At 32.7% G+C, this 25,146-nt stretch carries 28 protein-coding genes and 3 tRNA genes; 26 read left to right on the top strand and 5 right to left on the bottom strand.

All coding sequences use genetic code 11. The features are described 5' to 3' along the window. Positions 1-11: 11 nt before the first annotated feature. The 12 genes from rho to ACWI69_RS04690 all read left to right on the top strand — a co-directional run bounded on the left by rho (position 12) and on the right by ACWI69_RS04690 (position 9,655). Entirely contained in the window at positions 12-1,259 is a 1,248-nt protein-coding gene (gene rho, locus ACWI69_RS04745) for a transcription termination factor Rho (protein ID WP_448820702.1), read from the top strand. Next, complete coding sequence (locus ACWI69_RS04740) at positions 1,259-2,272, top strand: peptidoglycan DD-metalloendopeptidase family protein (RefSeq protein ID WP_448820701.1); 1,014 nt, start codon at positions 1,259-1,261, stop codon at positions 2,270-2,272. Before rho ends, ACWI69_RS04740 begins: the two co-directional genes overlap by 1 nt. Before the next feature lie 54 nt (positions 2,273-2,326). Continuing rightward, positions 2,327-3,376: a flavodoxin-dependent (E)-4-hydroxy-3-methylbut-2-enyl-diphosphate synthase gene (gene ispG / locus ACWI69_RS04735; protein ID WP_448820700.1), complete on the top strand. Its 1,050-nt coding sequence runs from the start codon at positions 2,327-2,329 to the stop codon at positions 3,374-3,376. Positions 3,377-3,434: 58 nt separating this feature from the next. Then, on the top strand, positions 3,435-3,887 hold the full coding sequence (locus tag ACWI69_RS04730; RefSeq protein WP_448820699.1) for an RNA polymerase sigma factor: 453 nt from the start codon (positions 3,435-3,437) through the stop codon (positions 3,885-3,887). Continuing rightward, positions 3,888-4,214: a hypothetical protein gene (locus ACWI69_RS04725; RefSeq protein WP_448820698.1), complete on the top strand. Its 327-nt coding sequence runs from the start codon at positions 3,888-3,890 to the stop codon at positions 4,212-4,214. Between the two features lie 11 nt (positions 4,215-4,225). Then, a complete protein-coding gene (locus ACWI69_RS04720) occupies positions 4,226-4,636 on the top strand; it encodes a hypothetical protein (RefSeq protein WP_448820697.1) in 411 nt (136 codons plus the stop codon). A gap of 110 nt (positions 4,637-4,746) precedes the next feature. Further along, a complete protein-coding gene (prfA, locus tag ACWI69_RS04715; RefSeq protein WP_448820696.1) occupies positions 4,747-5,820 on the top strand; it encodes a peptide chain release factor 1 in 1,074 nt (357 codons plus the stop codon). Positions 5,821-5,822: 2 nt separating this feature from the next. After that, on the top strand, positions 5,823-6,968 hold the full coding sequence (gene prmC, locus ACWI69_RS04710; protein WP_448820695.1) for a peptide chain release factor N(5)-glutamine methyltransferase: 1,146 nt from the start codon (positions 5,823-5,825) through the stop codon (positions 6,966-6,968). Continuing rightward, positions 6,949-7,980 carry a tRNA preQ1(34) S-adenosylmethionine ribosyltransferase-isomerase QueA gene (queA, locus tag ACWI69_RS04705; protein WP_448820730.1) on the top strand — a complete coding sequence of 344 codons (1,032 nt, stop codon included), beginning with the start codon at positions 6,949-6,951 and terminating at the stop codon, positions 7,978-7,980. The genes prmC and queA overlap by 20 nt, the downstream gene beginning before the upstream one ends. A 17-nt stretch (positions 7,981-7,997) precedes the next feature. Beyond that, positions 7,998-8,546, top strand: a complete 549-nt coding sequence (gene rsmD / locus ACWI69_RS04700) for a 16S rRNA (guanine(966)-N(2))-methyltransferase RsmD (protein WP_448820694.1) — start codon at positions 7,998-8,000, stop codon at positions 8,544-8,546. 13 nt (positions 8,547-8,559) lie between these two features. Beyond that, entirely contained in the window at positions 8,560-8,781 is a 222-nt protein-coding gene (gene xseB / locus ACWI69_RS04695) for an exodeoxyribonuclease VII small subunit (RefSeq protein ID WP_448820693.1), read from the top strand. Continuing rightward, positions 8,774-9,655, top strand: a complete 882-nt coding sequence (locus ACWI69_RS04690) for a polyprenyl synthetase family protein (RefSeq protein ID WP_448820692.1) — start codon at positions 8,774-8,776, stop codon at positions 9,653-9,655. Before xseB ends, ACWI69_RS04690 begins: the two co-directional genes overlap by 8 nt. Positions 9,656-9,665: 10 nt before the next feature. On the opposite strand, the gene ACWI69_RS04685 is transcribed toward ACWI69_RS04690, so the two are convergent. The 4 genes from ACWI69_RS04685 to pstC are packed head-to-tail and all read right to left on the bottom strand — an operon-like array spanning position 9,666 to position 12,895. Beyond that, positions 9,666-10,355 carry a phosphate signaling complex PhoU family protein gene (locus tag ACWI69_RS04685; protein WP_448820691.1) on the bottom strand — a complete coding sequence of 230 codons (690 nt, stop codon included), beginning with the start codon at positions 10,353-10,355 and terminating at the stop codon, positions 9,666-9,668. 11 nt (positions 10,356-10,366) lie between these two features. Then, positions 10,367-11,128, bottom strand: coding sequence for a phosphate ABC transporter ATP-binding protein PstB (gene pstB, locus ACWI69_RS04680; RefSeq protein ID WP_448820690.1), 762 nt, complete (start codon positions 11,126-11,128; stop codon positions 10,367-10,369). Between the two features lie 33 nt (positions 11,129-11,161). Continuing rightward, positions 11,162-12,001: a phosphate ABC transporter permease PstA gene (pstA, locus tag ACWI69_RS04675; protein WP_448820689.1), complete on the bottom strand. Its 840-nt coding sequence runs from the start codon at positions 11,999-12,001 to the stop codon at positions 11,162-11,164. Positions 12,002-12,013: 12 nt separating this feature from the next. Then, the gene (gene pstC / locus ACWI69_RS04670) at positions 12,014-12,895 is read right to left on the bottom strand and encodes a phosphate ABC transporter permease subunit PstC (RefSeq protein ID WP_448820688.1); all 882 of its coding nucleotides are present in this window, start codon (positions 12,893-12,895) and stop codon (positions 12,014-12,016) included. A gap of 222 nt (positions 12,896-13,117) precedes the next feature. Here pstC and ACWI69_RS04665 point away from each other — a divergent pair, with 222 nt between their 5' ends. The 7 genes from ACWI69_RS04665 (at position 13,118) to ACWI69_RS04635 (ending at position 17,551) form a co-directional block, all read left to right on the top strand. Further along, positions 13,118-13,954, top strand: a complete 837-nt coding sequence (locus tag ACWI69_RS04665) for a phosphate ABC transporter substrate-binding protein (RefSeq protein ID WP_448820687.1) — start codon at positions 13,118-13,120, stop codon at positions 13,952-13,954. A 76-nt stretch (positions 13,955-14,030) separates the two neighbouring features. After that, a complete protein-coding gene (locus ACWI69_RS04660; protein WP_448820686.1) occupies positions 14,031-14,708 on the top strand; it encodes a response regulator transcription factor in 678 nt (225 codons plus the stop codon). 20 nt (positions 14,709-14,728) lie between these two features. After that, a complete protein-coding gene (locus ACWI69_RS04655; protein WP_448820685.1) occupies positions 14,729-16,381 on the top strand; it encodes an ATP-binding protein in 1,653 nt (550 codons plus the stop codon). A gap of 66 nt (positions 16,382-16,447) precedes the next feature. Then, entirely contained in the window at positions 16,448-17,146 is a 699-nt protein-coding gene (locus ACWI69_RS04650) for a hypothetical protein (RefSeq protein WP_448820684.1), read from the top strand. Between the two features lie 91 nt (positions 17,147-17,237). Then, positions 17,238-17,321, top strand: a tRNA-Ser gene (locus tag ACWI69_RS04645). Between the two features lie 9 nt (positions 17,322-17,330). Next, positions 17,331-17,422, top strand: a tRNA-Ser gene (locus ACWI69_RS04640). Between the two features lie 52 nt (positions 17,423-17,474). Continuing rightward, positions 17,475-17,551 (top strand) — tRNA-Arg (locus ACWI69_RS04635). A gap of 35 nt (positions 17,552-17,586) precedes the next feature. On the opposite strand, the gene trpS is transcribed toward ACWI69_RS04635, so the two are convergent. Then, positions 17,587-18,570 (bottom strand): tryptophan--tRNA ligase, encoded by a 984-nt coding sequence (trpS, locus tag ACWI69_RS04630; protein WP_448820683.1) that lies wholly within the window; start codon positions 18,568-18,570, stop codon positions 17,587-17,589. A 141-nt stretch (positions 18,571-18,711) separates the two neighbouring features. Between trpS and ACWI69_RS04625 the strand changes: the two genes are divergently transcribed. The 7 genes from ACWI69_RS04625 to ACWI69_RS04595 all read left to right on the top strand — a co-directional run bounded on the left by ACWI69_RS04625 (position 18,712) and on the right by ACWI69_RS04595 (position 24,915). Next, positions 18,712-20,196, top strand: coding sequence for a carboxypeptidase M32 (locus tag ACWI69_RS04625; RefSeq protein ID WP_448820682.1), 1,485 nt, complete (start codon positions 18,712-18,714; stop codon positions 20,194-20,196). Between the two features lie 10 nt (positions 20,197-20,206). Continuing rightward, positions 20,207-21,154, top strand: coding sequence for an ROK family protein (locus tag ACWI69_RS04620; RefSeq protein ID WP_448820681.1), 948 nt, complete (start codon positions 20,207-20,209; stop codon positions 21,152-21,154). A 98-nt stretch (positions 21,155-21,252) separates the two neighbouring features. Then, the gene (locus ACWI69_RS04615) at positions 21,253-21,864 is read left to right on the top strand and encodes an acetate uptake transporter (protein ID WP_448820680.1); all 612 of its coding nucleotides are present in this window, start codon (positions 21,253-21,255) and stop codon (positions 21,862-21,864) included. A gap of 115 nt (positions 21,865-21,979) precedes the next feature. Beyond that, entirely contained in the window at positions 21,980-22,414 is a 435-nt protein-coding gene (gene rplM, locus ACWI69_RS04610; protein WP_448820679.1) for a 50S ribosomal protein L13, read from the top strand. A gap of 16 nt (positions 22,415-22,430) precedes the next feature. Beyond that, complete coding sequence (gene rpsI, locus ACWI69_RS04605) at positions 22,431-22,829, top strand: 30S ribosomal protein S9 (RefSeq protein WP_448820678.1); 399 nt, start codon at positions 22,431-22,433, stop codon at positions 22,827-22,829. A 381-nt stretch (positions 22,830-23,210) separates the two neighbouring features. After that, complete coding sequence (locus ACWI69_RS04600; RefSeq protein WP_448820677.1) at positions 23,211-24,323, top strand: FomA family porin-like outer membrane protein; 1,113 nt, start codon at positions 23,211-23,213, stop codon at positions 24,321-24,323. 103 nt (positions 24,324-24,426) lie between these two features. Continuing rightward, on the top strand, positions 24,427-24,915 hold the full coding sequence (locus tag ACWI69_RS04595) for a hypothetical protein (protein WP_448820676.1): 489 nt from the start codon (positions 24,427-24,429) through the stop codon (positions 24,913-24,915). Positions 24,916-25,146: the final 231 nt, after the last annotated feature.

Below are 25,146 nucleotides of genomic sequence, written 5' to 3'. Positions count from 1 at the left end.
TTGGAGGTACAATGGAGAAATTAGAAAATTTTTTGCTAAAAGAGTTACAAGAGATTGCCAGGCAGATGGATATTGATTATTCGAGTAGAACTAAAAAAGCAGAGATTGTAGAGTTGATAAATGAAGCGATTGAAGCTAAAGAAGGTATGCACTTAGCTTGGGGAAATCTTGAAGTAATGGCTGATGGATATGGTTTTTTAAGAAATACAAATGTTGAAAAAGATGTCTATGTATCAGCTTCACAAATAAGAAAGTTTAAACTGAGAACAGAAGATTTTGTATTGGGTGAAGTGAGAGAAGCTGTTCAAGGTGAGAATAATTATGGGCTTAGAAAAGTCCTTTTAATAAACAATGGAAGTATTCAAGATGCCGAGTCAAGAATACCGTTTGATGAGTTAGTACCTGCTTATCCAACAGAGCAATTAAAATTAGAAACAGATGCAAAAAATATCTCTGGTAGAATAATAGACTTGATTGCACCGATAGGACTGGGACAAAGAGGTCTTATAGTGGCTCCTCCAAAGGCTGGTAAAACAGTGTTAATCAGTAATATTGCAAACTCTATAATTGAAAACAATAGGGATATAGAGGTTTGGATTCTTTTAATTGATGAGAGACCAGAAGAGGTTACAGATATAAAAGAAACTGTGAAAGGAGCACAAGTCTATGCTTCTACATTTGATGATGATCCAAGAAACCATATAAAAGTTACAGAGTCTCTTTTAGAAAGAGCAAAGAGAAAGATAGAAAATGGGGAAAATATAGTAATATTGATGGATTCCTTAACAAGACTTGCTAGAGCTTACAATATAGTGATACCATCAAGTGGAAAACTAATCTCTGGTGGAATAGACCCAACAGCTTTGTACTATCCAAAAAAATTCTTTGGATCGGCAAGAAACATAAGAAATGGCGGAAGTTTAACTATTTTAGCCACAGCTTTAGTTGATACAGGAAGTAAAATGGATGACGTAATATATGAGGAGTTCAAGGGAACAGGGAACCTAGACATACATTTAGATAGAAACTTAGCTGAACTTAGAATATATCCATCAATAGATATTCAAAAATCTGGAACTAGAAAAGAGGAGCTTCTGATTGGGAAGAAAAAATTAGATTCTATTTGGAATATAAGAAGATATCTATCCTCTTTGGACAAAGCTACAGCGACGAAAAAATTAATCGATACTATTTCATCAACTGAAAGCAATGATAAACTTATCGAAATGTATGAGAAATCCTTTGCAAGGGGGAAATAGTGAAAGAGATATTAAAAATATTTGCTATAATAATAGCAGCGTTTATAGCAATGTTAATATTAGTTTTTAAACCTTATAAGGCAGAAGTAGTAGATTTAAAAAAGTTTACAGAATATTATTCGGAGACAACTACTGTTGAAGATGGTGGTGGATTTGAACTTGTTGATGGCAATTTTTATACGATAGAAAAAGAGTATAAAATAGGTGAAGATGAATCGATAGAAGGTGTTCCTCTTGAAGATTTAGACCTAAAACAAGCATATGAAATCCCGAGACTAGAAAGTTACATAGTGGCTAGTGGAGATACTTTAGGTGGAATAGCAGATAAAAATGGAATATCCTTAGAAGTTCTAAAAGCTAATAATCCGGGAATTTCAAATAATTTAAAAGAGGGACAGCAAATAAAAATAGTGAAGTCCAATGGTGTTTTCTATAAAGTAAAAAGAGGAGATTCTCTTTTTAAAATTGCACTTACCTATAAAGTAGATGTGGACGATTTAAGAAAATATAATAATTTAAAAAATGACAATATAAGAGTTGGAGAGGAACTGTTTATATATAACCCTAGTGAGGAGAGTTTAAAAAGGCTTACCCGTAGTGGAAATGTGAATAGAGTGACCGCACAAAAAAAATTTACAATGCCAGTGAAGTGGGCTGGAGTGACAAGTCCTTTTGGAAAACGATTTCATCCTGTTTTAAAAAGATATATTCAACATGCAGGAGTAGATATGAGAGCAAGGTATGTTCCTTTAATGGCATCAAAGGACGGAACGGTAGTCTTTGCAGGATACATGACAGGTTATGGAAAAATAATAAAAATAAATCATGGTGATGGATTTGAGACTAGATCGGCACATCTTGATAAGATGTATGTGAAAACAGGAGATAGAGTTAAAGCTGGTCAAGTCATAGGAAAGACTGGGATGTCGGGAAGAGTAACGGGACCACATTTACATTTTGAAATTAGAAAAAATGGAAGAGCTAATAATCCAATGAATTATTTAGTCAGATAGCCCTAGGATTATACTAGGGCTTTTTTAAATTTTATGAGATGTGAGAGGTGAAAAATGAGAGAATCTAAAGTTATAAAAGTTGGAAATATAGTTATTGGTGGCGGAAATGATATTATTATTCAATCAATGACAAATACACCGACTACGGATGTAGAAAAAACAGTCAAGCAAATAAAAAAACTCCAAGATGAAGGATGTCAACTGGTTAGAGTTACGGTTAATACTGAAGAGGCTGCAAAAAAAATAAAGGAAATAAAAGAAAAGATAGATATACCATTGGTGGCAGATATACATTTTGATTATAGATTGGCAGTACTGGCTATTGAAAATGGTATTGATAAACTGAGAATAAACCCCGGAAATATTGGTAGTGATGAAAAAGTTGAGATTGTGGTAAAGAAAGCTATTGAAAAGGGGATTCCAATTAGAATAGGAGTAAATTCAGGCTCCCTAGAAAAGAGTATATTGGAAAAGTATGGAAAACCGACATCAGATGCTATGGTAGAGAGTGCCTTGTATCATATGAGACTTTTAGAAAAGTTTAATTTCACAGATATAGTAATCTCTTTAAAATCGAGCAATGTAAAAATGATGGTAGAGGCTTACAGAAAATTAGCTAAACTGTGCAATTACCCTTTACATCTAGGGGTTACAGAAGCTGGAACAGCTTTTCAAGGAACTGTAAAATCAGCGATAGGGATAGGTTCGTTGTTAGTTGATGGTATAGGAGACACTATCAGAGTTTCTTTGACAGAGGATCCTGTGGAAGAGATCAAAGTTGCAAAAGAGATACTGAAAGTTTTAGGGTTAAAAGAAACGGGGGTAGAGATTATATCATGTCCAACTTGTGGCAGAACAGAGATAGACTTGATAGGACTTGCTCATCAAGTGGAAGAAGAGTTTGAAAAGATGGATAAAAAAATAAAAATAGCCGTTATGGGGTGCGTTGTTAATGGACCTGGGGAAGCAAGGGAAGCTGACTATGGAGTAGCGGGTGGAAAAGGAGTTGGAGTCTTATTCAAAAAAGGTGAGATAGTTAAAAAAGTTGATGAAGCGGATATTCTAAAGGAGTTAAAAAATTTGATAGAGAGTGACTTTAATTAAAACTTTTTTTAGAATTTTGTAGTCTAAAATTACAAAGCTAAAATAATGAGGTATTTAAATGGATTTTGATCAGATATATAATGAGTATTTTGATAGAGTGTACTATAAAATACTATCGACAGTAAAAAATGCCGAAGATGCCGAAGACATAGCTCAAGAAGTTTTCATTAGTGTTTACAAAAACCTTAAAGGCTTTAGAGAGGAGAGCAATATCTATACTTGGATTTATAGAATTGCGATAAATAAAACCTACGATTTTTTTAGAAAGAAAAAATTAAATCTAGAGTTGAATGATGAAATTTTAAGTGTTGAAAGTAATGAAGATTTTAATATTCCAATCCTTTTAGAGGAGAAGTTAAGAGAACTACCTTTTCAAGAGAGAGAGATAGTTGTTTTAAAAGATATATATGGCTATAAACTGAGGGAGATTGCAGATATGAAAGAGATGAATATATCAACAGTAAAAACAATATACTACAAAGCTATTAAAGACATGGGAGGTGTGATATAAATGGTATCTCCAAAAGAGAGAGTAAGGGCTAATATTTATAAATCGTTACTAGAAGAGGAGAAAAAAAGAAATAAAAAAATCTCAGTTTTTTCTTTGTCTATTTTTGTGGTTGGAGTCTTTACAGGGAGTTCCTACGATTTACTTAAAAGAAATATTTATCCAACAGAAAAATTGGTAGCTTTAGAGAGTGGAGAGCTACATAGGAAAGCTTTAGACAAAAAAGAGATTGGTTTTACAATAGATGATTTATTTCAAGCAGATGAGATAAAGATAAATAAAAGAGATTTTAATACTGAAAATCTTTTTGTAACAGATCTACAAATTTAGTGGAGGATTTTATGAAAAAAATAGTGATGGGACTACTGATACTTGTGTTTAGCGTATCAGCCTATGCAACATCAGGAATAGGGATAGTTAAAGATGATGATTTCAAAACTGTAGGGGTAAGTCAAGATAATATTGATAAAGTTAAAGTTATAATCGAGCAAGCCAGTATTCAGTATAAATTAAAAACGTTGGATAAAAAGGCGCTGGAGATTGAAATTAATAAATATATTCTAGATGGCACGGAAAAAAACCTCGAAAAATTAAATGAATTAGTAGAAAAAGTTGGACTTTTAGATGCTGAAATTATAAAGGATAGATTGAAGTATCAAATAGAAGTTCAAAAATATATAACAACGGATCAGTATTTAAAAGCTAGAGAGTTATCGTTAAAAAGAATATCTCAATCAGGAGAAAAGCAATAGTGTGGAATCTTCTTCCTTAATAGTATGGAAGAAGATTTTTTATTTTATTTTTAAAGTAAGTGTGGTATAATTTATAAGTTAAAGTATAGATATAAAAAGGAGTGAAGATAGTGTTTGCTAAATTAGAGGAAGTTGTAGTGAGATTCAACGAATTGACAGAAGCTTTAGGTTCTCCAGAAGTTTTAAGTAGTCCTAAAAAGATGATGGAGTGTAACAAGGCATTAAATGATATAACACCTATTGTTGAAAAGTACAAAGAATATAAAAGATATCAAGAAGATTTAGAATTTATAAAGGAAAATATCAGAGGGGAAAAAGATCCCGATATGAGAGAGATGATGCAAGAGGAATTGAAAGAGATTGAAGAAACAATACCTACTATTGAGCAAGAGATGAAGGTGTTGCTACTTCCAAAAGACCCAAATGATGACAGGAATGTTATAATAGAAATAAGAGGTGGAGCAGGAGGAGACGAGGCTGCTTTATTTGCGGGAAATCTATTTAGAATGTATATGAGATATGCTGAGAGACATAAATGGAAAGTTGAAATAATTGAAAAACAGGAGATTGGTGTTGGAGGAATAAAAGAAGCGGTATTCTCAATAAATGGTCAAGGAGCTTATTCAAGACTTAAATTTGAATCGGGAGTTCATAGAGTACAAAGAGTACCTGAAACTGAATCGTCTGGAAGAATCCACACATCTACAGCGACAGTAGCAGTTTTACCAGAGGTTGATGAGGTTCAAGATGTGAAAATTAATACATCAGATTTAAAAATTGATACATTTAGAGCTTCAGGAGCTGGAGGTCAGCACGTCAATATGACGGATTCTGCAGTTAGAATAACACACCTACCTACGGGAGTAATCGTTCAGTGTCAAGATGAGAGATCGCAGTTAAAAAATAGAGAAAAAGCTATGAAACACTTAGCTTCAAAACTTTATGAAATGGAGCTAGAGAAGCAAAGATCAGCTGTTGAAAGTGAAAGAAGACTTCAAGTTGGATCAGGAGATAGATCCGAGAAAATAAGAACTTATAACTATCCACAAGGAAGAATAACAGATCATAGAATCAAATATACAGCTCACCAATTGGAAGCTTTTTTGGATGGAGATATAGATGATATGATAGATGCTCTAACTACATTTGCTCAGGCAGAAATGCTTTCAAGTTCAGTGGAGTAATTATGAAACTATTAGATATATTAAAATTTTCTGAGGAGTATTTGAAAAAATACTCCTTTTCAAAACCCAGATTGGAGAGTGAAAAAATCATATCTCATGTATTGAATCTGGAGAGAATAACTCTTTATGCTTATTTTGATATGGAACTTAATTTAGAGCAAAAGGACAAAATAAAAAATTATCTTAAAACTATGGCTAGAAATAGATTGAACTTTGATGAGCTTCCAAAAGAGGAGATAAATATAGTTGAAGAGAGAGATTGTAGTTCTGAAAATAGGGAGCTTTTACAAAAAAGTATAGAATATCTGAATAGAAATGCTGTAAAAGACAGTAAGTTGGATGCGGAGTATATATTTGCTCATGTTTTGAAAGTAAAGAGGACAATGCTATTTATGAATCTAAGGAAAGAGATTTCCTTAAGAGAAAAAGAAATCATAAAAGAGATGCTCTACAAAAGAGCAAAGGAGAAAAAACCTCTACAATATCTTTTGGGAGAATGGGAATTTTATGGATTACCTTTCAAAGTTGATGAAAGAGTTTTGATACCGAGGGCGGATACGGAGATTTTGGTAGAACAGTGTAAATTCATCCTAAGGGAGATGGAAAATCCAAAAGTGTTGGATATAGGGACGGGAAGTGGTGCAATATCAGTGAGTATTGCCAAAGAAGTTACAGGTGCTACGGTTTTAGGGGCAGATATAAGTGCAGATGCACTGGAGGTTGCCGTAGAAAATAGGAGAATCAATGGAGTAGAAAATAATTTGAAATTTATTAAATCAGATATTTTTTCGAACATAAAGGACAATGACTATGATATGATTATATCAAATCCACCCTATATACCAAAAGAGGAGTATGAAGAACTGATGCCAGAAGTGAGGCAACATGAACCTCAGGGAGCTTTAACAGACAATGGAGATGGATATTATTTTTATAAAAAAATATCTGAAGAGTCTTCAAAATATCTTAAAGATAGAGGATATTTAGCTTTTGAGGTAGGATATAATCAGGCACATGAAGTGAGTCAACTTATGAAAAAAGCTGGATTTGAAATAGTTGCAATTGTGAATGATTATAGTGGAATTGAAAGAGTAGTGATAGGAAGAAAAAGTGGAGATGAAGAAGAGGATGTCGACAAAGTTAGTTGATTATGATTATTATTTACCAGATGAACTCATAGGACAAAAGCCCAAAGAACCTAGAGATCACTCTAAATTGATGATAGTAGATAGAAAAGATCAGGTACTACAACATAAAAGTTTTTTTAATATAATAGATTATCTAGAACCGGGAGATGTTCTGGTAAGAAATTCAACTAAAGTTATACCGGCTAGACTTTTTGGAAAAAAAGAAACTGGTGGAGTTTTAGAAATTCTTTTAATAAAAAGAGTAAGTTTAGATACATGGGAGTGCCTATTGAAACCTGCCAAAAAATTAAAAGTGGGACAAAAGCTTGAAGTGGGAGAAAATAGGGAACTAGTAGCTGAACTGTTAGAAATAAAAGAGGATGGAAATAGGGTCTTAAAATTTGAATATGAGGGTGCATTTGAGGAAGTATTAGATAAACTTGGAAAGATGCCATTGCCTCCATATATTGTAGAGGCGTTAGAAACAAAAGAGAGATATCAGACAGTCTATGCAATAAAGGGGGAGTCTGTTGCGGCTCCAACTGCTGGATTACATTTTACAAAAGAACTTCTGGAAAAAATAAAAAATAAAGGTGTAGAGATATTAGATGTATTTTTAGAGGTTGGCTTGGGAACATTTAGACCAGTTCAGACTGAAGACGTTTTAGATCATAAGATGCACGAGGAGATTTTTGAGATTCCAGCATATACTGTTGAAAGAATAAAAAAAGCAAAAGAGGAAAATAGAAGAGTGATAGCTGTTGGGACAACAACAGTCAGAGCATTGGAATCATCTGTGGATATAGATGGAAATTTAGTATCTAAATTAGGTAGCACAGATATATTTATATATCCGGGATATAAGTTCAATGTTGTAGATGCGTTAATAACTAATTTCCATCTGCCAAAATCAACACTTCTTATGTTGGTGTCAGCTTTTTCAACCAGAGAATTTATGCTAGAAGTATATAAAGAAGCTGTAAAAGAGAAATATCATTTCTTTAGTTTTGGAGATGCAATGTTTATTTATTGATAAAAAAGAGGTGAAAAATGAGGATAATAGCTGGAGAAGCAAAAGGAAAGAGATTGGAGTGTCGAAAAGGTACGGATACAAGACCTACTCAGGATAGTATAAAAGAATCGCTGTTTTCAATAATTACTCCATATATAACAGATTCTAGATTCTTAGACCTTTTTAGTGGCACGGGAAATATAGCTCTAGAAGCTTTAAGTAGGGGAGCAAAAAGAGCTGTAATGATAGAAAAAGATCAAGAGGCATTAAAATACATAATAAAAAATATAAATAATTTGGGATATGAAAATAGATCAAGAGCCTATAAAAATGAAGTCTTGAGAGCGATTGAGATATTGGGAAGAAAGGGTGAAAAATTTGATATAATTTTTATGGACCCACCCTATAAAGATGAGGTCTGTGAAAGGGTTATGAGAGCAGTATCAAAAGCTGGATTGTTGGCGGACAATGGACTGATAATTTGTGAGCATCATATGTATGAAGATATGTCCGAAGAGGTTGGAGAGTTCAAAAAGACAGATGAAAGAAAATATGGGAAAAAAGTTGTGACATTCTATACGAGATAAAAGAGGAGGCTCCATGAAAAAGGATAGTTTTGAGTATAATATTAATGAAATCGATATGATAATTGAGAGATTGGATAAGGGTGAATTATCTTTGGATGAGTCAATAAAAGAGTATGAAAAAGCTATGAAGTTGTTAAAAAAATCCTCAGATATTTTGAATAAGGCAGAAGGAAAAATAATAAAAGTAACTGCGGAAGATGACAGTGTTCAACTAGAGGTTGAGGATAATGCTTAAAAATTACTTGAAAACTAAACGAGAATTAGTGGATTTAAGTATAGAATATCAATTGAATAAATTGAAATATCCGGATATAATTGCAGATGGAATGAGGTATTCTGTTTTAAATGGAGGGAAGAGATTAAGACCTATCCTATTGTTGATGGTTCTAGAGCTATTTGGTAAAAAGATAGAGTTGGGGTTACCAATAGCTGTTGCAATTGAAATGATTCATTCATACTCCTTAGTCCATGATGATTTACCAGCTCTTGACAACGACGATTATAGGAGAGGGAAACTGACAACTCATAAGAAGTTTGGAGAGGCTGAGGCTATATTGATAGGGGATGCGTTACTAACACATTCATTTTCTGTTGTGGCGGACGAAACAAGAGATATATCTTCGGATAAAATCGTAAAAATAATAGGGATGATATCGAGGTATGCAGGAATAAATGGCATGATAGGTGGGCAGATTATAGATTTAGAAAGTGAAAAAAAGAGAGTTTCTTTGGAAACTTTAAAATATATCCATGAAAATAAAACTGGAAAATTGATAAAATTACCAATAGAGATAGGGGCAATAATTTCAGATGCCACAGATGAAGAGTATAAAGCTTTAGAAAAATATGCTGAAGGCATAGGATTAGCTTTTCAAATTAAGGATGATATATTGGATATAGAGGGAGATTTTGAAAAGATTGGGAAACCAGTCGGGAGTGATTTGGAGTTAGAAAAGACAACTTACCCAAGTATATTTGGAGTTGCGAAAAGCAAAGAGATTTTAAAGGAAGTTATCTCAGATGCTAAGAAAAGTTTGAATATCTTTCCAGATGAAAAAGTTCAAGTTTTTTTAGAGTTAGCAGACTACATTGGAATTAGAGATAATTAAAAGGGAGCCATTATAGGTTCCCTTTATTTTTTTGTAGTTCAACTTTTCGAGTGTTTTCACCATTTAGAATATAGATTAAATCACTGACTAAATGTATTATATGATCTGATAGACGTTCAAATTTTTTATCTAACAGCATAAGTTCAGATCCGCCGACAACATTGTCTGTATTTTCTTTCATTTTAGTGAGAAAATACTCTGTATTAGCATTGATTAACCCATCAATTTCCTCATCTAGATAGAGTATGTTATAGAGTAAATGTACATCCTCATTTAAAAAAGCCTCAACATACATCTGAAAAAGCCCCCTAATCTTTTTAGCTATGGGAAAAATTTTTTCACTTAGAGCATACGCTAAATTTGAAGATTTTTTTTCAATATTTTTAATCAGGGATAAATTTGCTTTTAGAAGGTCTCCCATCCTTTCAAGAACTCGGACACTGTTTATAATCATAACCAGTTTTCTAAGGTTTTTAGCGGCTGGTTGAAATCTTGCCATTGTGACAATGGAGTCCTCTTTTAGCTTCACTTCGAGCGAGTTAATAAAATCTTCTATCATTTTAGCTTCCCCATAGAGTGTGGGGTTAAAACTATTGTTTTGAAGCATCTCTAAGTTTACATCAAAGTTTCTACCAATATATTTTAATGTTTCTAAATAGTGTTCATCTAAAGCTTTTAAAGATTCGTTTAAAGTTCTCATAAAATCTCCTTTTATCCAAATTTTCCTGTTATATAGTCCTCAGTTTTTTTTACAGTGGGTGTGGTGAAAATTTTCGAGGTTTCGCCAAACTCTTCCAAAATACCTTGGTAAAAAAAACCAGTATAATCAGATATTCTTGATGCTTGTTGCATATTGTGTGTAACAATAACTATGCTATAATTTTTGGCCAATTCGACAATCAACTCTTCGATTTTAGAAGTCGATATTGGATCAAGAGCTGAAGTAGGTTCGTCCATTAATAATATTTCAGGATTGATGGATATGGCTCTAGCAATACAAAGTCTTTGTTGCTGTCCCCCTGATAATCCAAGTGCAGATTGATGAAGTTTATCTTTTACTTCATCCCAAAGAGCAACTGCTTTGAGGGAGGATTCAACAATTTCATCCAGTTTTTTCTTATTGTTTTCTCCGTGTAGCTTTGGAGCATAAACTAAATTTTCATAGATTGATTTTGGAAAAGGATTTGGTTTTTGAAAAACCATCCCCACTTTTTTTCTAAGTTCAACAATATCAAATTGTTTATCAAAGATATTTTGATTATCGAGTAGTATTTCACCTTCATACTTAACATTTGATATGAGGTCGTTCATTCTATTTAAAGACCTTAAAAATGTTGACTTACCACATCCAGATGGACCAATAAGTGCGGTTACTTTATTTTTTATTATATCCATATCTATATTTTTTAGAGCTTTAAAATTTCCATAATAAAAGTTAAAGTTTTTAACAGATATTCTGACATCTTGTTTCATAGTATATATTCCTCCAAAATTAAAATGAGATTATTATTTTTCAAATTTACTTCTAATGTATGCACCAATAAGGTTAAATCCGACAGTTATAAAAACTAGGATAAATAGTGTTCCATGCATATTATTTTGTGGCATATTTGGAACTTGTGTAGATATAACATAGAGATGATATGGTAGAGCCATAACCTGATCAAAGATCGACCGAGGTAGAAATGGCAAATAAAAAGCAGCAGCTGTGAATAGAATAGGTGCAGTTTCACCGGCAGCTCTTGAAATACTTAAGATAACGCCAGTTGAAATTCCGGGTAACGCAGCGGGAACAACAACTTTGGAGATTGTTTCCCACTTTGTAGCACCAAGAGCTAGAGAGGCTTCTCTTAAACTGTTTGGAATCGCTAAAAGTGCTTCTCTTGTAGCCGTTATAATAACTGGAAGACACATAATACCTAAAGTTAAAGACCCGGATAGGATAGAAACACCAAATTTAAAATATATAACAAATAGGGCCATTCCAAAAAGACCATATATTATACTAGGGATTCCAGCTAAGTTTATGATTGTTAGATTCACTAGCCTTGTTAAGATATTATCTTTTGAGTATTCAACAAGATATATTCCAGTGAAGACTCCAAATGGAACAGAGACAAGCATAGTTCCCAAAGTAAGAAAAATAGTGCCGACAATAGCGGGAAAAATTCCTCCAGCTCTCATTCCCCTCTTAGGAACTTCTGTTAAGAATTCCCAAGATATTGCAGGAATCCCTTTATATATAATATATCCCAATATTAAAAAGATGGGCACGACTGTCAATGAAGCAATTATTTTAATGAACATTTCAATAGTTGCCCCACTTTTTCCTTTAAAAACTTTCATATAATATTCCTCCTACTTTCCCATCAATTTCCTTGATTTTCTAATATATCTATCCGCGACACTATTCGTTAAAAAACTTATTGTAAATAACACTAGACCAATAGCAAATAAAGCGTGATAGTGTTCACTTCCTTGGACAACTTCTCCCATCTCAGATGCAATGGTAGCGGTTAAAGTTCTGACAGGAGATAGTGGTGAAATTGCCATAATCGGAGCATTTCCAGTAATCATAAGAACAGCCATAGTTTCACCAATAATTCTTCCAAATCCGAGCATAATGCCTGCAAATATACCTGGAAAGGCAGCGGGTAAAAGAACTTTAAAAACTGTTTCAAGTTTGTTTGCTCCAAGAGCCAAAGAGGCTTCACGATAAGATTTGTCAAGAGCGTTTAAGGCATCATCAGAGAGACTGACTACAGTGGGAATAGCCATAAAAGAGAGCATAATTCCTCCACTTAAAGCGTTTAGTCCACTGGGTAAATCAAAGATATCCTTTATAAAGCCAGATAGGATATATAGACCCAGATATCCCAGTACAACTGATGGTAAAGCTGACATTGTTTCTATAATAATTTTGACAATTTTTTTAGTCTTTTTATTGGCAAATTCAGATAGATATATAGTGGTTATAATTCCAATGGGAACAGAGATACAAAGCGCAACCAATGTTACCCAAAACGACCCCACTAGTAGTGGTAAAAGTCCGTATTTACCTGAAAGAGATATCCATTCTGTTCCAAAGAAAAATTTAGAAATAGGATACTCCTTAAAGAAGGATAAACTATTAACTAAGATGAAAACAAATATGAGTATAACAATCAGAATGTTAAAAATTCCAATGATGGAGTGAATTCCAGTCATAAAAGAATCTTTAACTTTTCTTAAATTCTGCATGATAACCTCCTAAATCTATGTTAAAGAATTAAAAAAATTTAAACTAATTTTAACCTTGAATTATATGTAGATATGATATATCTTTTCTGTTAAAATTGGATTAACTGTGGGTAAAAAAACTGTAAAATTTTTTTTACATCTTTTTTACACTAAATTAAAATTGAATTAACACTGATGCTCTATACTGATTTTAAGAATACAAAATTTAGGAGGAGTTTAAAGATGAAAATGAAAAAGTTTTTTCTAATGGGATTAATGGCTATGATGGGGATGTATTCAACGACGTTGATGGCGTCAAAGGTTATACAAGTAAAGGGATCAGATACAATAGTGAATGTTTCTCAGTACATTGCTGAGGAGTATATGGGGAAAAATAAAGAGGCTAGGGTAGCTGTTACAGGTGGAGGGTCTGGAGTGGGAATTTCATCTTTAATAAATGGAACAGCGGATATTGGGATGGCTTCTAGAAATATTAAAGATAAAGAGCTGGAATCTGCTAAGGATAAAGGGATAAAATTAAAAGAGGTTGTTTTAGGTTATGATGGGATAACAGTGATAGTGAATGACTCAAATGGCGTCAATAATTTAACACATCAGGATTTAGCTAAGATATTTAGAGGGGAGATCACTAACTGGAAAGAGCTAGGTGGTGATGACGCCACAATAGTTATTCTATCGAGAGACTCATCTTCTGGAACACATGAGTTTTTTAAAGAGCATATAATAAGAGAGGAAAATACGAAAAAAGAGGCAGAATATGGTAAAAGCACTTTGTATATGCCTTCAAACGAAGCTATAAAACAGGAGATAAAGAGCAATAGAAATGCGATTGGATACATAGGGATGGGATACATGGACAAGTCTGTAAAAAGTTTAAGAGTAGATTCAATAGAGCCTAGTGTGGAGAACGTGGCAAACAAAAAATATCCGATAGCAAGGGAAGTTTATTGGTATATAGTGGATACAGACAATAAAGATATCAATGGGTTGGTTGAGTTTGCATTGTCAGCAGATGGGCAAAGAGTGGTAGCTGAGGAGGGATTTGTACCAGTAAAATAACAGATATAGGTGTCCTAAGGAAAAAAGGACACCTTTTTTATAATTGTGATATAATGTAGAAAAAAGGAGAGGGTATATGAAGGTACTAGTAGTTGAAGATGATTTAGAGATACAAGCATTAATAAACTATTATTTCACAAAAGAGGGATATAAAGTGACCGTAGCTTCGGATGGACTAGAAGGTTTGAAATATTTAAAAAAAGATAAACATGAGTTGATTATTTTGGATTTGATGCTACCCAATTTAGATGGAATAAATTTTACAAAAATTGTAAAAGAGATGGAAGACGAGTATGGAACTCCATATATAGTGATGTTAACAGCTAAAACAGAGGTGGAAGATGTTTTAAAAGGGCTAGAAATTGGGGCAGATGACTATATCAAAAAACCATTTGATCCAAGAGAGTTATTGTTGAGAGGAAAAAAACTTCTCAACCAACAAGAAAAAAATAAAAAAATAAGAAATAGATTTTTGAGTTTAGAGATTGACGAAGATAAACATTTGGTTATAAATAGTGGTGAGGAAGTGGAGCTATCTAAAAAAGAGTATGACCTACTTTTACTTTTGGTAAAAAATAGAGGAATTGTAGTAAGCAGAGAAAAAATATTAGATAGGGTTTGGGGAAGTAACTACTATTCAGGAGATAGAACTGTAGATGTGTATATATCCAAACTGAGAGAAAAAATACCATTTTTAATAGATTGCATAAAAACAGTGAAAGGAGTAGGGTACAGATTAGAAGAAAAGAGATAATTGCTTTATTTTTTATAGTTATGATTGAAATAGTTTTTGTGATAACAAATATAACTTTTTTATCTCATCTGTATAAAGATGGGGTAGAAACTAGCTTAAGAGAAAATGTTTTCATCATATCTAATCTAATAAAGGAGTATGACCAGAAAGATTACCAACAAATATTTGAAAACTCTGATATGAGATTTAATATAATTGGGTTGGATGGAAAAGTTATATACGATTCAAGGAGATACGAAACAGAGAAAAATTTAGAAAATCATAGTGGGCGAAAAGAGGTTATTGAGGCAAAAAACAAAGGAAAAGGCTTCGATATAAGAAAAAGTAGTATTTCAGATGAGACTATGGCATACTATGCAGTTGAAAGAAGCAATAAAGAGGGAGAAAAAGTAGTTGTAAGAGTTTCTAAAAACTATGGAGATACTCTAAAAATGTTAAAGATAATTCTGGTTGTAGAGCTTTTGTTTTTTACGTTTTTAAACTTTATAATACACGCTTTTTATAAAAAATATTTGAAAAGGGATTTGTATAGAAAGATAGAAGTTATTGAAGATTTTTTAAAAGAAAAAGGAAATGGAGAAAATCTGTATTTTGAAAAAGACCCTTGGATTCTTAATCTATGGGATATTGTACAGAAATGGCAGAATCAAAATTTAGAAAATATTATCAATTTGAATAGAGAAAAAAGAATTTTACATCAAATTATCACCTCAATGGATTCTTCAATATGTCTTTTTGATGAAAACTTACAATTGATAATAAAAAATAGTAGATTTAATTACCTCTATGAGCAGGACAAATTAAATTACTTAAATTTAATAAAAGATATTGAGATTATAGATGTGGTAAAAAAAGGTATGAGAGAAAAGCTGAATCAAAAATCAGAAGTTTATATACCCAGATTGAAAAGGTATTTCAGTGTAAATGTTAAATTCTTAGAACAGGATCAAAGGTATCTGCTATCTATTAAAGATATAACTCAAACTAAGGGAATGATAGAGGTTCAAAAAACTTTTATAAGCAATGTGAGTCATGAATTAAAAACACCATTGACAAATATAAAAGGCTATGTCATTGCATTGGAAGATGCACCAGAACCACTGAGAATTCAATTTCTAAAAACTATAAAAAACAATATAGATAAGTTGGAGAATATAATTATAGATTTTTTAAATATAAGTAAGATAGAGAGTTCCAATATCGTCAATATAGAAAGAGTTCCAATAGCACGTTTAAAAGGTGAGTTACACGCAACATTAAATGAAAGAATAAAAACAGGTGAGGTAACTATAACATATAGTTTAACTCTTTTGAGTAAGGAGAAAGAGTTAAGGATTGATTTTGAGAAAGTTTTAACTATTTTAAAAAATCTGGTTGAAAATGCTATTATCTATAGGGGAAGTTTAAAACCAGAGATAGAGATATCAATAATAGAAACGAAAAGTATGTATAAAATAGGTGTGAAGGACAATGGGATAGGGATAGCACCAGATGATATTGGAAAAATATTTGAAAGGTTTTACAGGGTAGATAAAGCTAGAACAAGTAATAAAGCTGGAACTGGCTTAGGACTTTCTATTGTAAAAGAGTTAGTGGAAAGATGCGGAGGAAAAATAGACGTTATTTCTAAAGAGGGAAAAGGAAGTATTTTTATATTCACAATCTTGAAATAAAAATTTACAAATTAAAACAGGTATGTTATAGTAAATTAGAACAAAACAAGCAAAAAAGGGGGAAAAATGGCTAAGGTAAAAAATATAGTGGTTGCACACGCAGCTCAAATGAGTCAACAAATAGGAGGAGCTGTGGATATATTTGGCTCTTTTGATAATATAATTCAACCGATATTTCCGCATCCTATGATGAGATTATCAATAGTCTTAACTTTCGAGGAGGTTACAAAGCCGACAGTATTTGAAGTTAGATTGAATGGTCCTGAGGATGATTTGATATCAAGAGGAGAGTTGACACCAATGGTAGATCCATTAGGTGTTGGAAAAAAGATTGTAGATATCGACAGATTTTTAGTTAAAAATAGAGGAAGATACACAATAGATATATTTGAAAAAGTGGGAGAAGAGTTAAAGTTTTTAAAAACAGAAACTTTATTTATAGCGGAATACCCACCACAAAGAAGGTTCACTCCAGAACAAGTGGAGGAGATATCTAAAAATGATGAATTGATTAGAAGCGTAAAAACAGAATTTAAACCATTCGGATTTGAAAACTCTATAAAGCTTCAACATAATTTAGTGAAGGATGCTCCAATAGAGGAGGGATTCCTAGCTATTCCTGAAGATGATAGATTGGAGTTTGATGGTCAAGTTGTGGAGCTAACAGGAGTTAGAAGACAGATTGAATGGATGTTTGGAAATCCAATTCCGAAAGAGGAAGAAAAGAAAGAGGAAGAGACTGAAACAGCAGTTACTGAAGAATAGTCAATTAAAGCTACTTTTAGGGTAGCTTTTTTTTAAAAAATAAAAAAAGTATTTGACAATTGATAAAAAAAATGATACTATCTCTGTGTACGGAAGGTTATCCTAATTGGTAAGGAACCGGTCTTGAAAACCGGCGTCGCAAGACTTCAGAGTTCGAGTCTCTGACCTTCCGCCATATAAGGATGGTGAAGTGGCAGAGTGGCCTAATGCACTCCCCTGCTAAGGGAGAGTACGGTTAATCCCGTACCGTGGGTTCAAATCCCACCTTCACCGCCATTATAAAAGTAGTTTAAGGTAGAGTTACTACCTTTTTTTTATAGATAAATATGCATCCGTGGCTCAATTGGATAGAGCACCTGACTACGGATCAGGGGGTTAGGGGTTCGATTCCTCTCGGGTGCGCCAGAGTAAAATTAAAAGACAGTTTTCACTGTCTTTTTTTATTTTTTATATATATTTCCTATCAACCCGACTGCAGTTTTGGCAGCTGTTATTTGAGCTCTAGCAATCTCTCTAGCTTTAGCGGCTCCCTTAGCAAGAACTTCTTCCACGTATTCCATATTGTTAGCCAGTTCCTCTCTCTTTTCTCTGGCATCTTTAAAATATTCAAGTATAGCATTCAAAAGTTCAGTTTTAGCGTGACCATAACCGTAATTTCCAGCGATAAATTTATTTTTCATCTCTTCAACTTGTTCTTTACTTGCAAAAAGTTCATAGAGCTTAACGATATTGTTCTCTGGATTTTTTGGCTCCTCCAAAGGAGTGGAATCAGTAACGATACTCATAACTTGTTTTTTTAGCTCTTTTTTAGATGCGAACATATTAATTGTATTCCCATATGACTTACTCATCTTTTGTCCATCTGTTCCGGGAATAACAGCTAAATTTTCTAAAATTTGAGGTTCTGGGAGTTTGAAAAGTTCAACTCCGTACTGCTGATTAAACTTTAGTGCGATATCTCTTGTCATTTCTAGATGTTGTTTTTGATCTTTTCCCACCGGTACAATGTCAGCGTTATACATAAGTATATCAGCAGCCATAAGAACAGGATAAGTTAGAAGACCTGTATTGGGAGTGAAACCTTTTGCAACTTTGTCCTTATAGGAGTGACCTCTTTCTAAAAGCCCAACGGGAGTAATATTTGAAAGTAACCACATGAGTTCTGTGTGTTCAGGAACATCCGACTGTAAAAAAATTGTTGATTTTTCAGGATCAAGTCCCAAAGCCAAATAATCTAAAACTATATTGTATGAGTTTTCTCTAAGTGCTTTTGGATCAGTGAGAGATGTAAGAGAGTGGTAGTCAGCAATAAAATAAAATCCTTCATATTTGTTTTGATTTTCTATAAACTGTTTCATAGCTCCAAAGTAGTTTCCTAAATGCAATATTCCACTAGGTTGGATACCTGATATACTTCTTTTCATAAAAGCTCCTTTTATACTATTTATTATATTTTTACATATAAGTTTACATTATTTTACTGAAATTATCAATAGAGTGCGAAAAATCTTGTTAAAGAGAGAAAAATTCAATATAATTGAATTAAAAAGTGAAGGAGTTGAATTATGGAGGGAAAAATAAAGAGATTTAGAGAGATGATAAAAGAGAAGAAAACAATAGATTCTATGCTAGCACTACTTCAATGGGATTTGGAGACACAAGCACCGAAAGGTGGTTATAAATTGCTCTCTGAAATGATAGGAGAATTGAGCCTAAGAAGCTATAATTTAACTACTTCTGAAGAGTTTTTAGAGATATTGACGGAGCTAAAAAAGCAGAAGAACATAGATGAGATAACTAAAAGAGAGATAGAGCTTTTGGAGGAAGAGATTGAAAAAATAAAGGTCATCCCAAGTGAAGAGTACAAGCTATACTCAGAACTTACAGCCAAGGCTCAAGGAATTTGGGAGATGGCAAGAGAAAAAAATGACTTTGAGAGTTTTGCCCCTATCTTGGAGCAAATTTTTAATTTTAATAAAAAGTTTATAGAGTATAGAGGGGTAAAAGATGATATATATTCAGAAATTTTAAACGACTATGAGAAAGGGATGAATGTAAAAAAGTTAGATAAATTTTTTGAGGAGTTAAAAAAAGAGATTGTACCACTATTAAAAGATATAAAGGAAAATAAAAGAGATTTTCAGAAAAAGATAAAATTTCAAGTTTCAGAGTTTGAGCAAAGACTTTTCTCTGAAGAGGTGCTAAAATACATAGGGTTTGATTTAGAAAGAGGAGTTTTATCAGAAAGTGCTCATCCATTTACATTGACAGTGAATAAAGATGATGTCAGATTGACGACAAGATATTTGGAAGAGTTACCTTTTTCAAGTGTATTTAGCACTATTCACGAGGGTGGACATGGGATGTATGAGCAGGGAGTAGCCGAAGAGTTAAAAGATACAATTTTGTCAGATGGAGCATCTATGGGGATTCATGAATCTCAATCAAGATTCTATGAAAACGTCATTGGAAGAAGTAAGGAGTTTTGGTGTGGAGTTTTAGGGAAAAGTAAATTCAAATATGATAAGCTATCTGAACTATCATTGGAAGAGATTTACAAGGGGATAAATGAAGTTTCACCGTCGTTGATTAGAGTTGAAGCGGATGAGTTGACATATTCGTTACATGTAATGGTACGTTATGAGATTGAAAAGGGAATTTTGTCAGGAGAATACTTGATTAAAGATTTACCAAAAATTTGGAATGATAAAATGTACGAGTATCTGGGGGTAACTCCTAAAACAGATTCTGAAGGAGTTTTACAAGATGTACACTGGTCCTGCGGTCTTATAGGATACTTTCCGTCATATGCTTTAGGAAATGTTTACTCCCTTCAAATTTTAAATGCCATGAAAAAAGATATAAATATAGAGGGAGCATTGGAAAGAGGGGAGTTAAAAATAATTAGGGAATGGTTAAAAGAGAAAATTCATAGATATGGAAAGTTGAAAACACCTAAAGAGATTATGTTGTCAGTAACTGGAGAGGAGTTAAATCCAGTATATTACATAGAGTATTTAAAAAATAAGTATAAAAATATTTATAATTAGGAGGGGTTTCATGGAATATTTTGTAGGGATTGATATCGGAGGAACAAATAGTAAAATTGGAATATTGAATGCCGGTGGAGACATTTTGAAAAGTACGAGCATAAAAACGGAGTCAATAGAGGGAGTGGAGTTTACCTTAAATAAAATTTGGGCTACAGTTTTGGAGTTAGCTGATGAATTGGGGATAACGAAAGATTTAATAAAAGGTATTGGTATGGGGATACCCGGACCAGTTATTGATCAAAAAAAAGTGGGATTTTTTGCTAATTTTCCTTGGGAGAAGAACATAAATATCAGTGAAAAAATGGAGGAGATTTCTGGAATAAAAACAAGGTTGGACAATGATGTGAACGTAATAGCTCTTGGAGAAACTCTGTATGGGGCGGGAAAAGGATACTCTAAAAGCGTGACGATAGCTCTTGGTACAGGAGTTGGAGGGGGAATATTTGTAGATGGTAAATTGATTTCAGGAGCCACTGGTGCTGGTGGTGAGATAGGACATATGAAGTTGGAGAAAGATGGAAAACTTTGTGGGTGTGGTCAAAAGGGATGCTTTGAAACTTATGCATCAGCGACAGGAGTAATAAGGGAGACACTGTCAAGATTACAGATAAATAAAAATAATGAGGTGTACAAATCTATCGGTGGAGATTTGAATAGGTTGGAAGCAAAACACGTTTTTGATGCTGCTAAAAAAGGAGATGAATTCTCTTTGGATATAGTTGATTATGTTTCAGATTATCTCGCTATGGGAATTGGAAATGTCTTGAATATCATAAATCCAGAGGTGGTAATTCTATCTGGAGGAGTGGCACTAGCAGGAGATATTTTACTTGATAAAGTAAGAGTAAAATTACCGAAGTATGCACTTGGAATAACGCTTGAAAATCTTCAGATTAAACTGGGAGAGTTAGGAAATGATGCGGGAATAAAAGGAGCTTCAGCATTGACAATATAAAAAATAAATAAAGTTAAGTATTTGTTGACAAAGTATCATGAAAAGGTTAAAATATTCCTTGCGTAAAAAAAATTAATTAAGGAGTATGAAAAAAGAAAATGAATCAAAACAATCATGTAAAAATTGAAGTAGCAGACCCTTCAGGATTAGGATTATTAGGTCTTGCAATTGTTACATTAGTAGCGTCAGCAAATAAGTTTGGAATTGTGAGCGGAGTATCGTTGGTGATTCCTTGGGCAATATTTTTGGGAGCGTTTGTTCAGTTGATTGCTTGTTTAAATGATATTAAACACGGAAATGTGTTTGGAACGACAGCATTTGGTGGATATTCATTCTTTTGGTTTGGAATGGCTATGAGCTGGATGATACAACTTGGAGTATTCGGTGAAGCTATGAGGGTAGCAGCAGACCCAAAGGCTTTTGGATTTGTATTTTTAGGGTATCTAGTATTTACACTATACATGACAATTGGATCAATTGAAACTAATAAAACGTTGTTAATAATATTTATATTGATTGATTTCCTATTTATAGGATTGGCTGGAACAGCATTTGGAATAGCTCCTCATGCAATGCATACATTAGCTGCGGTATCGGAGTTTGCGATAGCTATGATGTCATTCTATGGATCAGCTGCAAACGTTCTGAATAAAACTTTTGGAAGAGAGTTTTTACCACTAGGAAAACCTTTAGGAATCTTCAAAAAGTAATTGACAAAGAAGGAAAAAGTAGATATAATAGATAGGTATAATAAATCCTTTCCCACAAAGGAACGCCGTTCGTTATATTAAAATAAATATAACTATTTTCGAGGAGGAAAAAAACGTGAAGAAATACACTGCTATGCAAAGAAAAGAAGACGTTGTTAGAGAATTCGTTCACTATGACGCAGAAGGAAAAATTTTAGGAAGATTGGCTGCAGAAATAGCTAAAAAATTAATGGGTAAAGATAAAGTTTCTTATACTCCACACATTGACGGAGGAGATTTCGTAATCGTTACAAATATCGAGAAGATTGCTGTAACTGGAAATAAATTGACAGATAAAGTTTACTACAATCACTCAGGATTCCCTGGTGGATTAAGAGAAAGAAGATTAGAAGAGATTCTTGCAAAGAATCCTAAAGAAGCTTTAATGCTAGCTGTTAAGAGAATGCTTCCAAAGAATAGATTAGGAAGAGAGCAGTTAACAAGATTAAGAATATTTGTTGGAGCTGAACACGCTCATACTGCACAAAAACCAGTAAAGGTAGAATTTTAATTAGGAGGGATTGACAGTGGCAGAAATGATTCAATATAGAGGAACTGGAAGAAGAAAAACTTCAGTAGCAAGAGTAAGACTTATTCCTGGTGGAAAAGGAATTGAAATAAATGGAAAAACTATGGCAGACTACTTCGGTGGAAGAGAGTTACTTTCTAAAATCGTTGAGCAACCATTAGTATTAACTGAGACTTTAGATAAGTTTGAAGTTAAAGTAAACGTAATCGGTGGAGGAAATGCTGGTCAAGCAGGAGCTATCAGACACGGATTAACAAGAGCTTTAGTAGAAGCTGATGAGACTTTAAGAGGAGCTTTAAAAGAAGCTGGATTCTTAACAAGAGACTCAAGAATGGTAGAAAGAAAAAAATACGGAAAGAGAAAAGCAAGAAGATCTCCACAATTCTCAAAGAGATAATCACTTTTCTATTCAAAAAATTTTGGAGCGGATACATATTTGTATCTGCTTTTTTATTTATTTAAAAAAATAGTAAATAAAAAATAAATATATATAATAAATAAAAAAATAAAAAAAATATATGCTAAAAGAGTGATGACTGAACATTCAGTGAAGTATGAATTGAAAACTTGCTTACAAATAAAGTTAAAGTTTATAAAAGTGACTTTTTATCTAAAAAAATGATTTAAGAATAAACAAAGTAGACGTAAAAAGTGAGTAAAAAGTTTGGAAAAAAATAAAAAAATATTTACAAAAGAATTAAAATATTGTATAACCTAGGTAACGGGAGAAATTCGAAAACGGGGATTTCTAAAAAAATAATAACTGGAGGGAATTTATATGAAAAAGTTAGCACTTTTATTAGGTTCTTTATTAGTAGTTGGAGCAACTGCATCAGCAAAAGAGGTTGTAGTAGCACCAGTAGAAGTATCGAAAGAGGTTGTAGTAGTAGCTGAACCTGTAGTAGAGGTTGTAGTATTAGAAGAAGCTTTCAGACCATCAGGATACATTGGTGTGGAATACAGAGCTTATGGAAAAACAGAAGGTCACGGAGATAAAATTATAATGGATCCTGTAACAAATCAACCTGCTACAGATCAAGATACATGGAACAGAGGATTAAATGATTATGCTAGATTACAAACTTCATTCGGAATTCAAATGACTGAAAAATCTAGATTAGAAGCAAGGATTAGAGATTATCACGATTTAGAAAGAGCTGATAGCACTAGAGAAGTAAACGGTGGAAAAGATGGAACAGAGACTAGATTAAGATATTTCTATAAGCACAATAGTGATTTAACATCTAGATTACAATATAGAGATGAAGAGAATAACTCTCAAAACTTTGAGTATAAATTACTTTATAATGCTTATTCAAACAAAGGTGGATTACTTTCATCATTCTCAGTTCAACCAAATATCTATCACTCAATGCCAAAAGATAATGGTGGAAATTATTTAAACTCTATCGGTATCGATTTTGGATATGCAGGTAACTTACCATTTGGATTTACTTGGGATGGAACAATATACTTAGATCAAAACTTTTATAATAACTCTAATGCAATTCAAAAAGGAGTTAACTCTACAACAGATAAAGAGTTTGTTGTGACATGGGAGCTTTACTTATATAGAACGTTTGCACTTTATTCAACAGATGATTACGAGTTAGATTTCAACTTCGAGGGTGGATATGATCCATATGTATTTAGACAATATGATAGATATTCTTTAGATAAGAAGACAAATACTTATAAGAAATCAGATAAAGATAGCTATAGCTTATATACTTCTATGAACCTTTCTGTAAATTATCAATTGACACCAGCTATATCGTTAAACGGAGGAGTTGGAGCAGAGTATAGAAACTGGGATAACGAGAACCAATCTTCTGCTAATGACTGGAGATGGCAACCATATGCATTCGCTGGTATGAAAGTAAACTTCTAATTCTATAATATAGTAGAAAGTAAGTTTAAAATATTATTTCCTTGTAAGAGTTTTCTTACAAGGAAATTTTTTTATAACAATATTTAATATAAAAGGAGGAAAAATGAAAAAATTCTTATTATATTTTATAATATCAACAGTTTTAATAGCTAATGTTCCAGAAAGAGTTAATAATAATATTGAAAGGGATTCATATACTCAAGATAATTCAAACATATATGTCAGAGATCAAGAGAGAGCTTATAAAAGAATTGTTTCTTTAGGAGAAAAAGAGGGACTCTCAAAAGAAAAGATAGATAATGAAGTTATAAGATTAGAAAAAAAATATGGAACAGATTATGAAATTATTTATAAACATTTCTATTATGATTTAAAAGAGATTTCTAAAAAAGAGAAAGAGAATAAAGAAATAAAAAAAATAAACAATGAAAAAAAGATAGAGTATAAAAAGATAATAGAAGAATCTAAACTTCCTGAAGATATAAAGAGTTACATAGATAATCAAGCTCAAAAGAGATATCCCAATGACTATTTTCAAAGAATAAAATATACAGAAGAGTTGATAGAATTTTATTATTTTATAAAAAAATAAAAAAGTTATTGACATAATGTAAAAAAAATGGTATTATTATTTCTGTCAGTGGGAAACCCCACAGGCGAAACAAAAAGATAAGGACATTAGCAACCGAATAGAGAAAATAGTCAGAAGTTATGAAAATAACAGATGCCAGAAATGGCAAACCAATAAATGGTGTAAACGTAAAGTCTTTGGACTTTAAATATATTTGAATGAAGAGTTTGATCCTGGCTCAGGATGAACGCT

The organism is Cetobacterium sp. (assembly GCF_977044495.1).
This window is presented reverse-complemented; position numbering and strand designations above follow the sequence as displayed.

Coding starts and splice junctions, on each gene's coding strand:
- prmC (WP_448820695.1), top strand. CDS start 5,823: ATGAAACTATTAGATATATTAAAATTTTCTGAGGAGTATTTGAAAAAA.
- ACWI69_RS04665 (WP_448820687.1), top strand. CDS start 13,118: ATGAAAATGAAAAAGTTTTTTCTAATGGGATTAATGGCTATGATGGGG.
- pstC (WP_448820688.1), bottom strand. CDS start 12,895: ATGCAGAATTTAAGAAAAGTTAAAGATTCTTTTATGACTGGAATTCAC.
- ispG (WP_448820700.1), top strand. CDS start 2,327: ATGAGAGAATCTAAAGTTATAAAAGTTGGAAATATAGTTATTGGTGGC.
- ACWI69_RS04600 (WP_448820677.1), top strand. CDS start 23,211: ATGAAAAAGTTAGCACTTTTATTAGGTTCTTTATTAGTAGTTGGAGCA.
- rsmD (WP_448820694.1), top strand. CDS start 7,998: ATGAGGATAATAGCTGGAGAAGCAAAAGGAAAGAGATTGGAGTGTCGA.
- ACWI69_RS04620 (WP_448820681.1), top strand. CDS start 20,207: ATGGAATATTTTGTAGGGATTGATATCGGAGGAACAAATAGTAAAATT.
- ACWI69_RS04720 (WP_448820697.1), top strand. CDS start 4,226: ATGAAAAAAATAGTGATGGGACTACTGATACTTGTGTTTAGCGTATCA.
- pstA (WP_448820689.1), bottom strand. CDS start 12,001: ATGAAAGTTTTTAAAGGAAAAAGTGGGGCAACTATTGAAATGTTCATT.
- rho (WP_448820702.1), top strand. CDS start 12: ATGGAGAAATTAGAAAATTTTTTGCTAAAAGAGTTACAAGAGATTGCC.
- xseB (WP_448820693.1), top strand. CDS start 8,560: ATGAAAAAGGATAGTTTTGAGTATAATATTAATGAAATCGATATGATA.
- ACWI69_RS04615 (WP_448820680.1), top strand. CDS start 21,253: ATGAATCAAAACAATCATGTAAAAATTGAAGTAGCAGACCCTTCAGGA.
- ACWI69_RS04690 (WP_448820692.1), top strand. CDS start 8,774: ATGCTTAAAAATTACTTGAAAACTAAACGAGAATTAGTGGATTTAAGT.
- ACWI69_RS04650 (WP_448820684.1), top strand. CDS start 16,448: ATGGCTAAGGTAAAAAATATAGTGGTTGCACACGCAGCTCAAATGAGT.
- ACWI69_RS04660 (WP_448820686.1), top strand. CDS start 14,031: ATGAAGGTACTAGTAGTTGAAGATGATTTAGAGATACAAGCATTAATA.
- ACWI69_RS04730 (WP_448820699.1), top strand. CDS start 3,435: ATGGATTTTGATCAGATATATAATGAGTATTTTGATAGAGTGTACTAT.
- queA (WP_448820730.1), top strand. CDS start 6,949: ATGTCGACAAAGTTAGTTGATTATGATTATTATTTACCAGATGAACTC.
- trpS (WP_448820683.1), bottom strand. CDS start 18,570: ATGAAAAGAAGTATATCAGGTATCCAACCTAGTGGAATATTGCATTTA.
- ACWI69_RS04625 (WP_448820682.1), top strand. CDS start 18,712: ATGGAGGGAAAAATAAAGAGATTTAGAGAGATGATAAAAGAGAAGAAA.
- ACWI69_RS04685 (WP_448820691.1), bottom strand. CDS start 10,355: ATGAGAACTTTAAACGAATCTTTAAAAGCTTTAGATGAACACTATTTA.
- pstB (WP_448820690.1), bottom strand. CDS start 11,128: ATGAAACAAGATGTCAGAATATCTGTTAAAAACTTTAACTTTTATTAT.
- ACWI69_RS04595 (WP_448820676.1), top strand. CDS start 24,427: ATGAAAAAATTCTTATTATATTTTATAATATCAACAGTTTTAATAGCT.
- ACWI69_RS04725 (WP_448820698.1), top strand. CDS start 3,888: ATGGTATCTCCAAAAGAGAGAGTAAGGGCTAATATTTATAAATCGTTA.
- ACWI69_RS04655 (WP_448820685.1), top strand. CDS start 14,729: ATGATTGAAATAGTTTTTGTGATAACAAATATAACTTTTTTATCTCAT.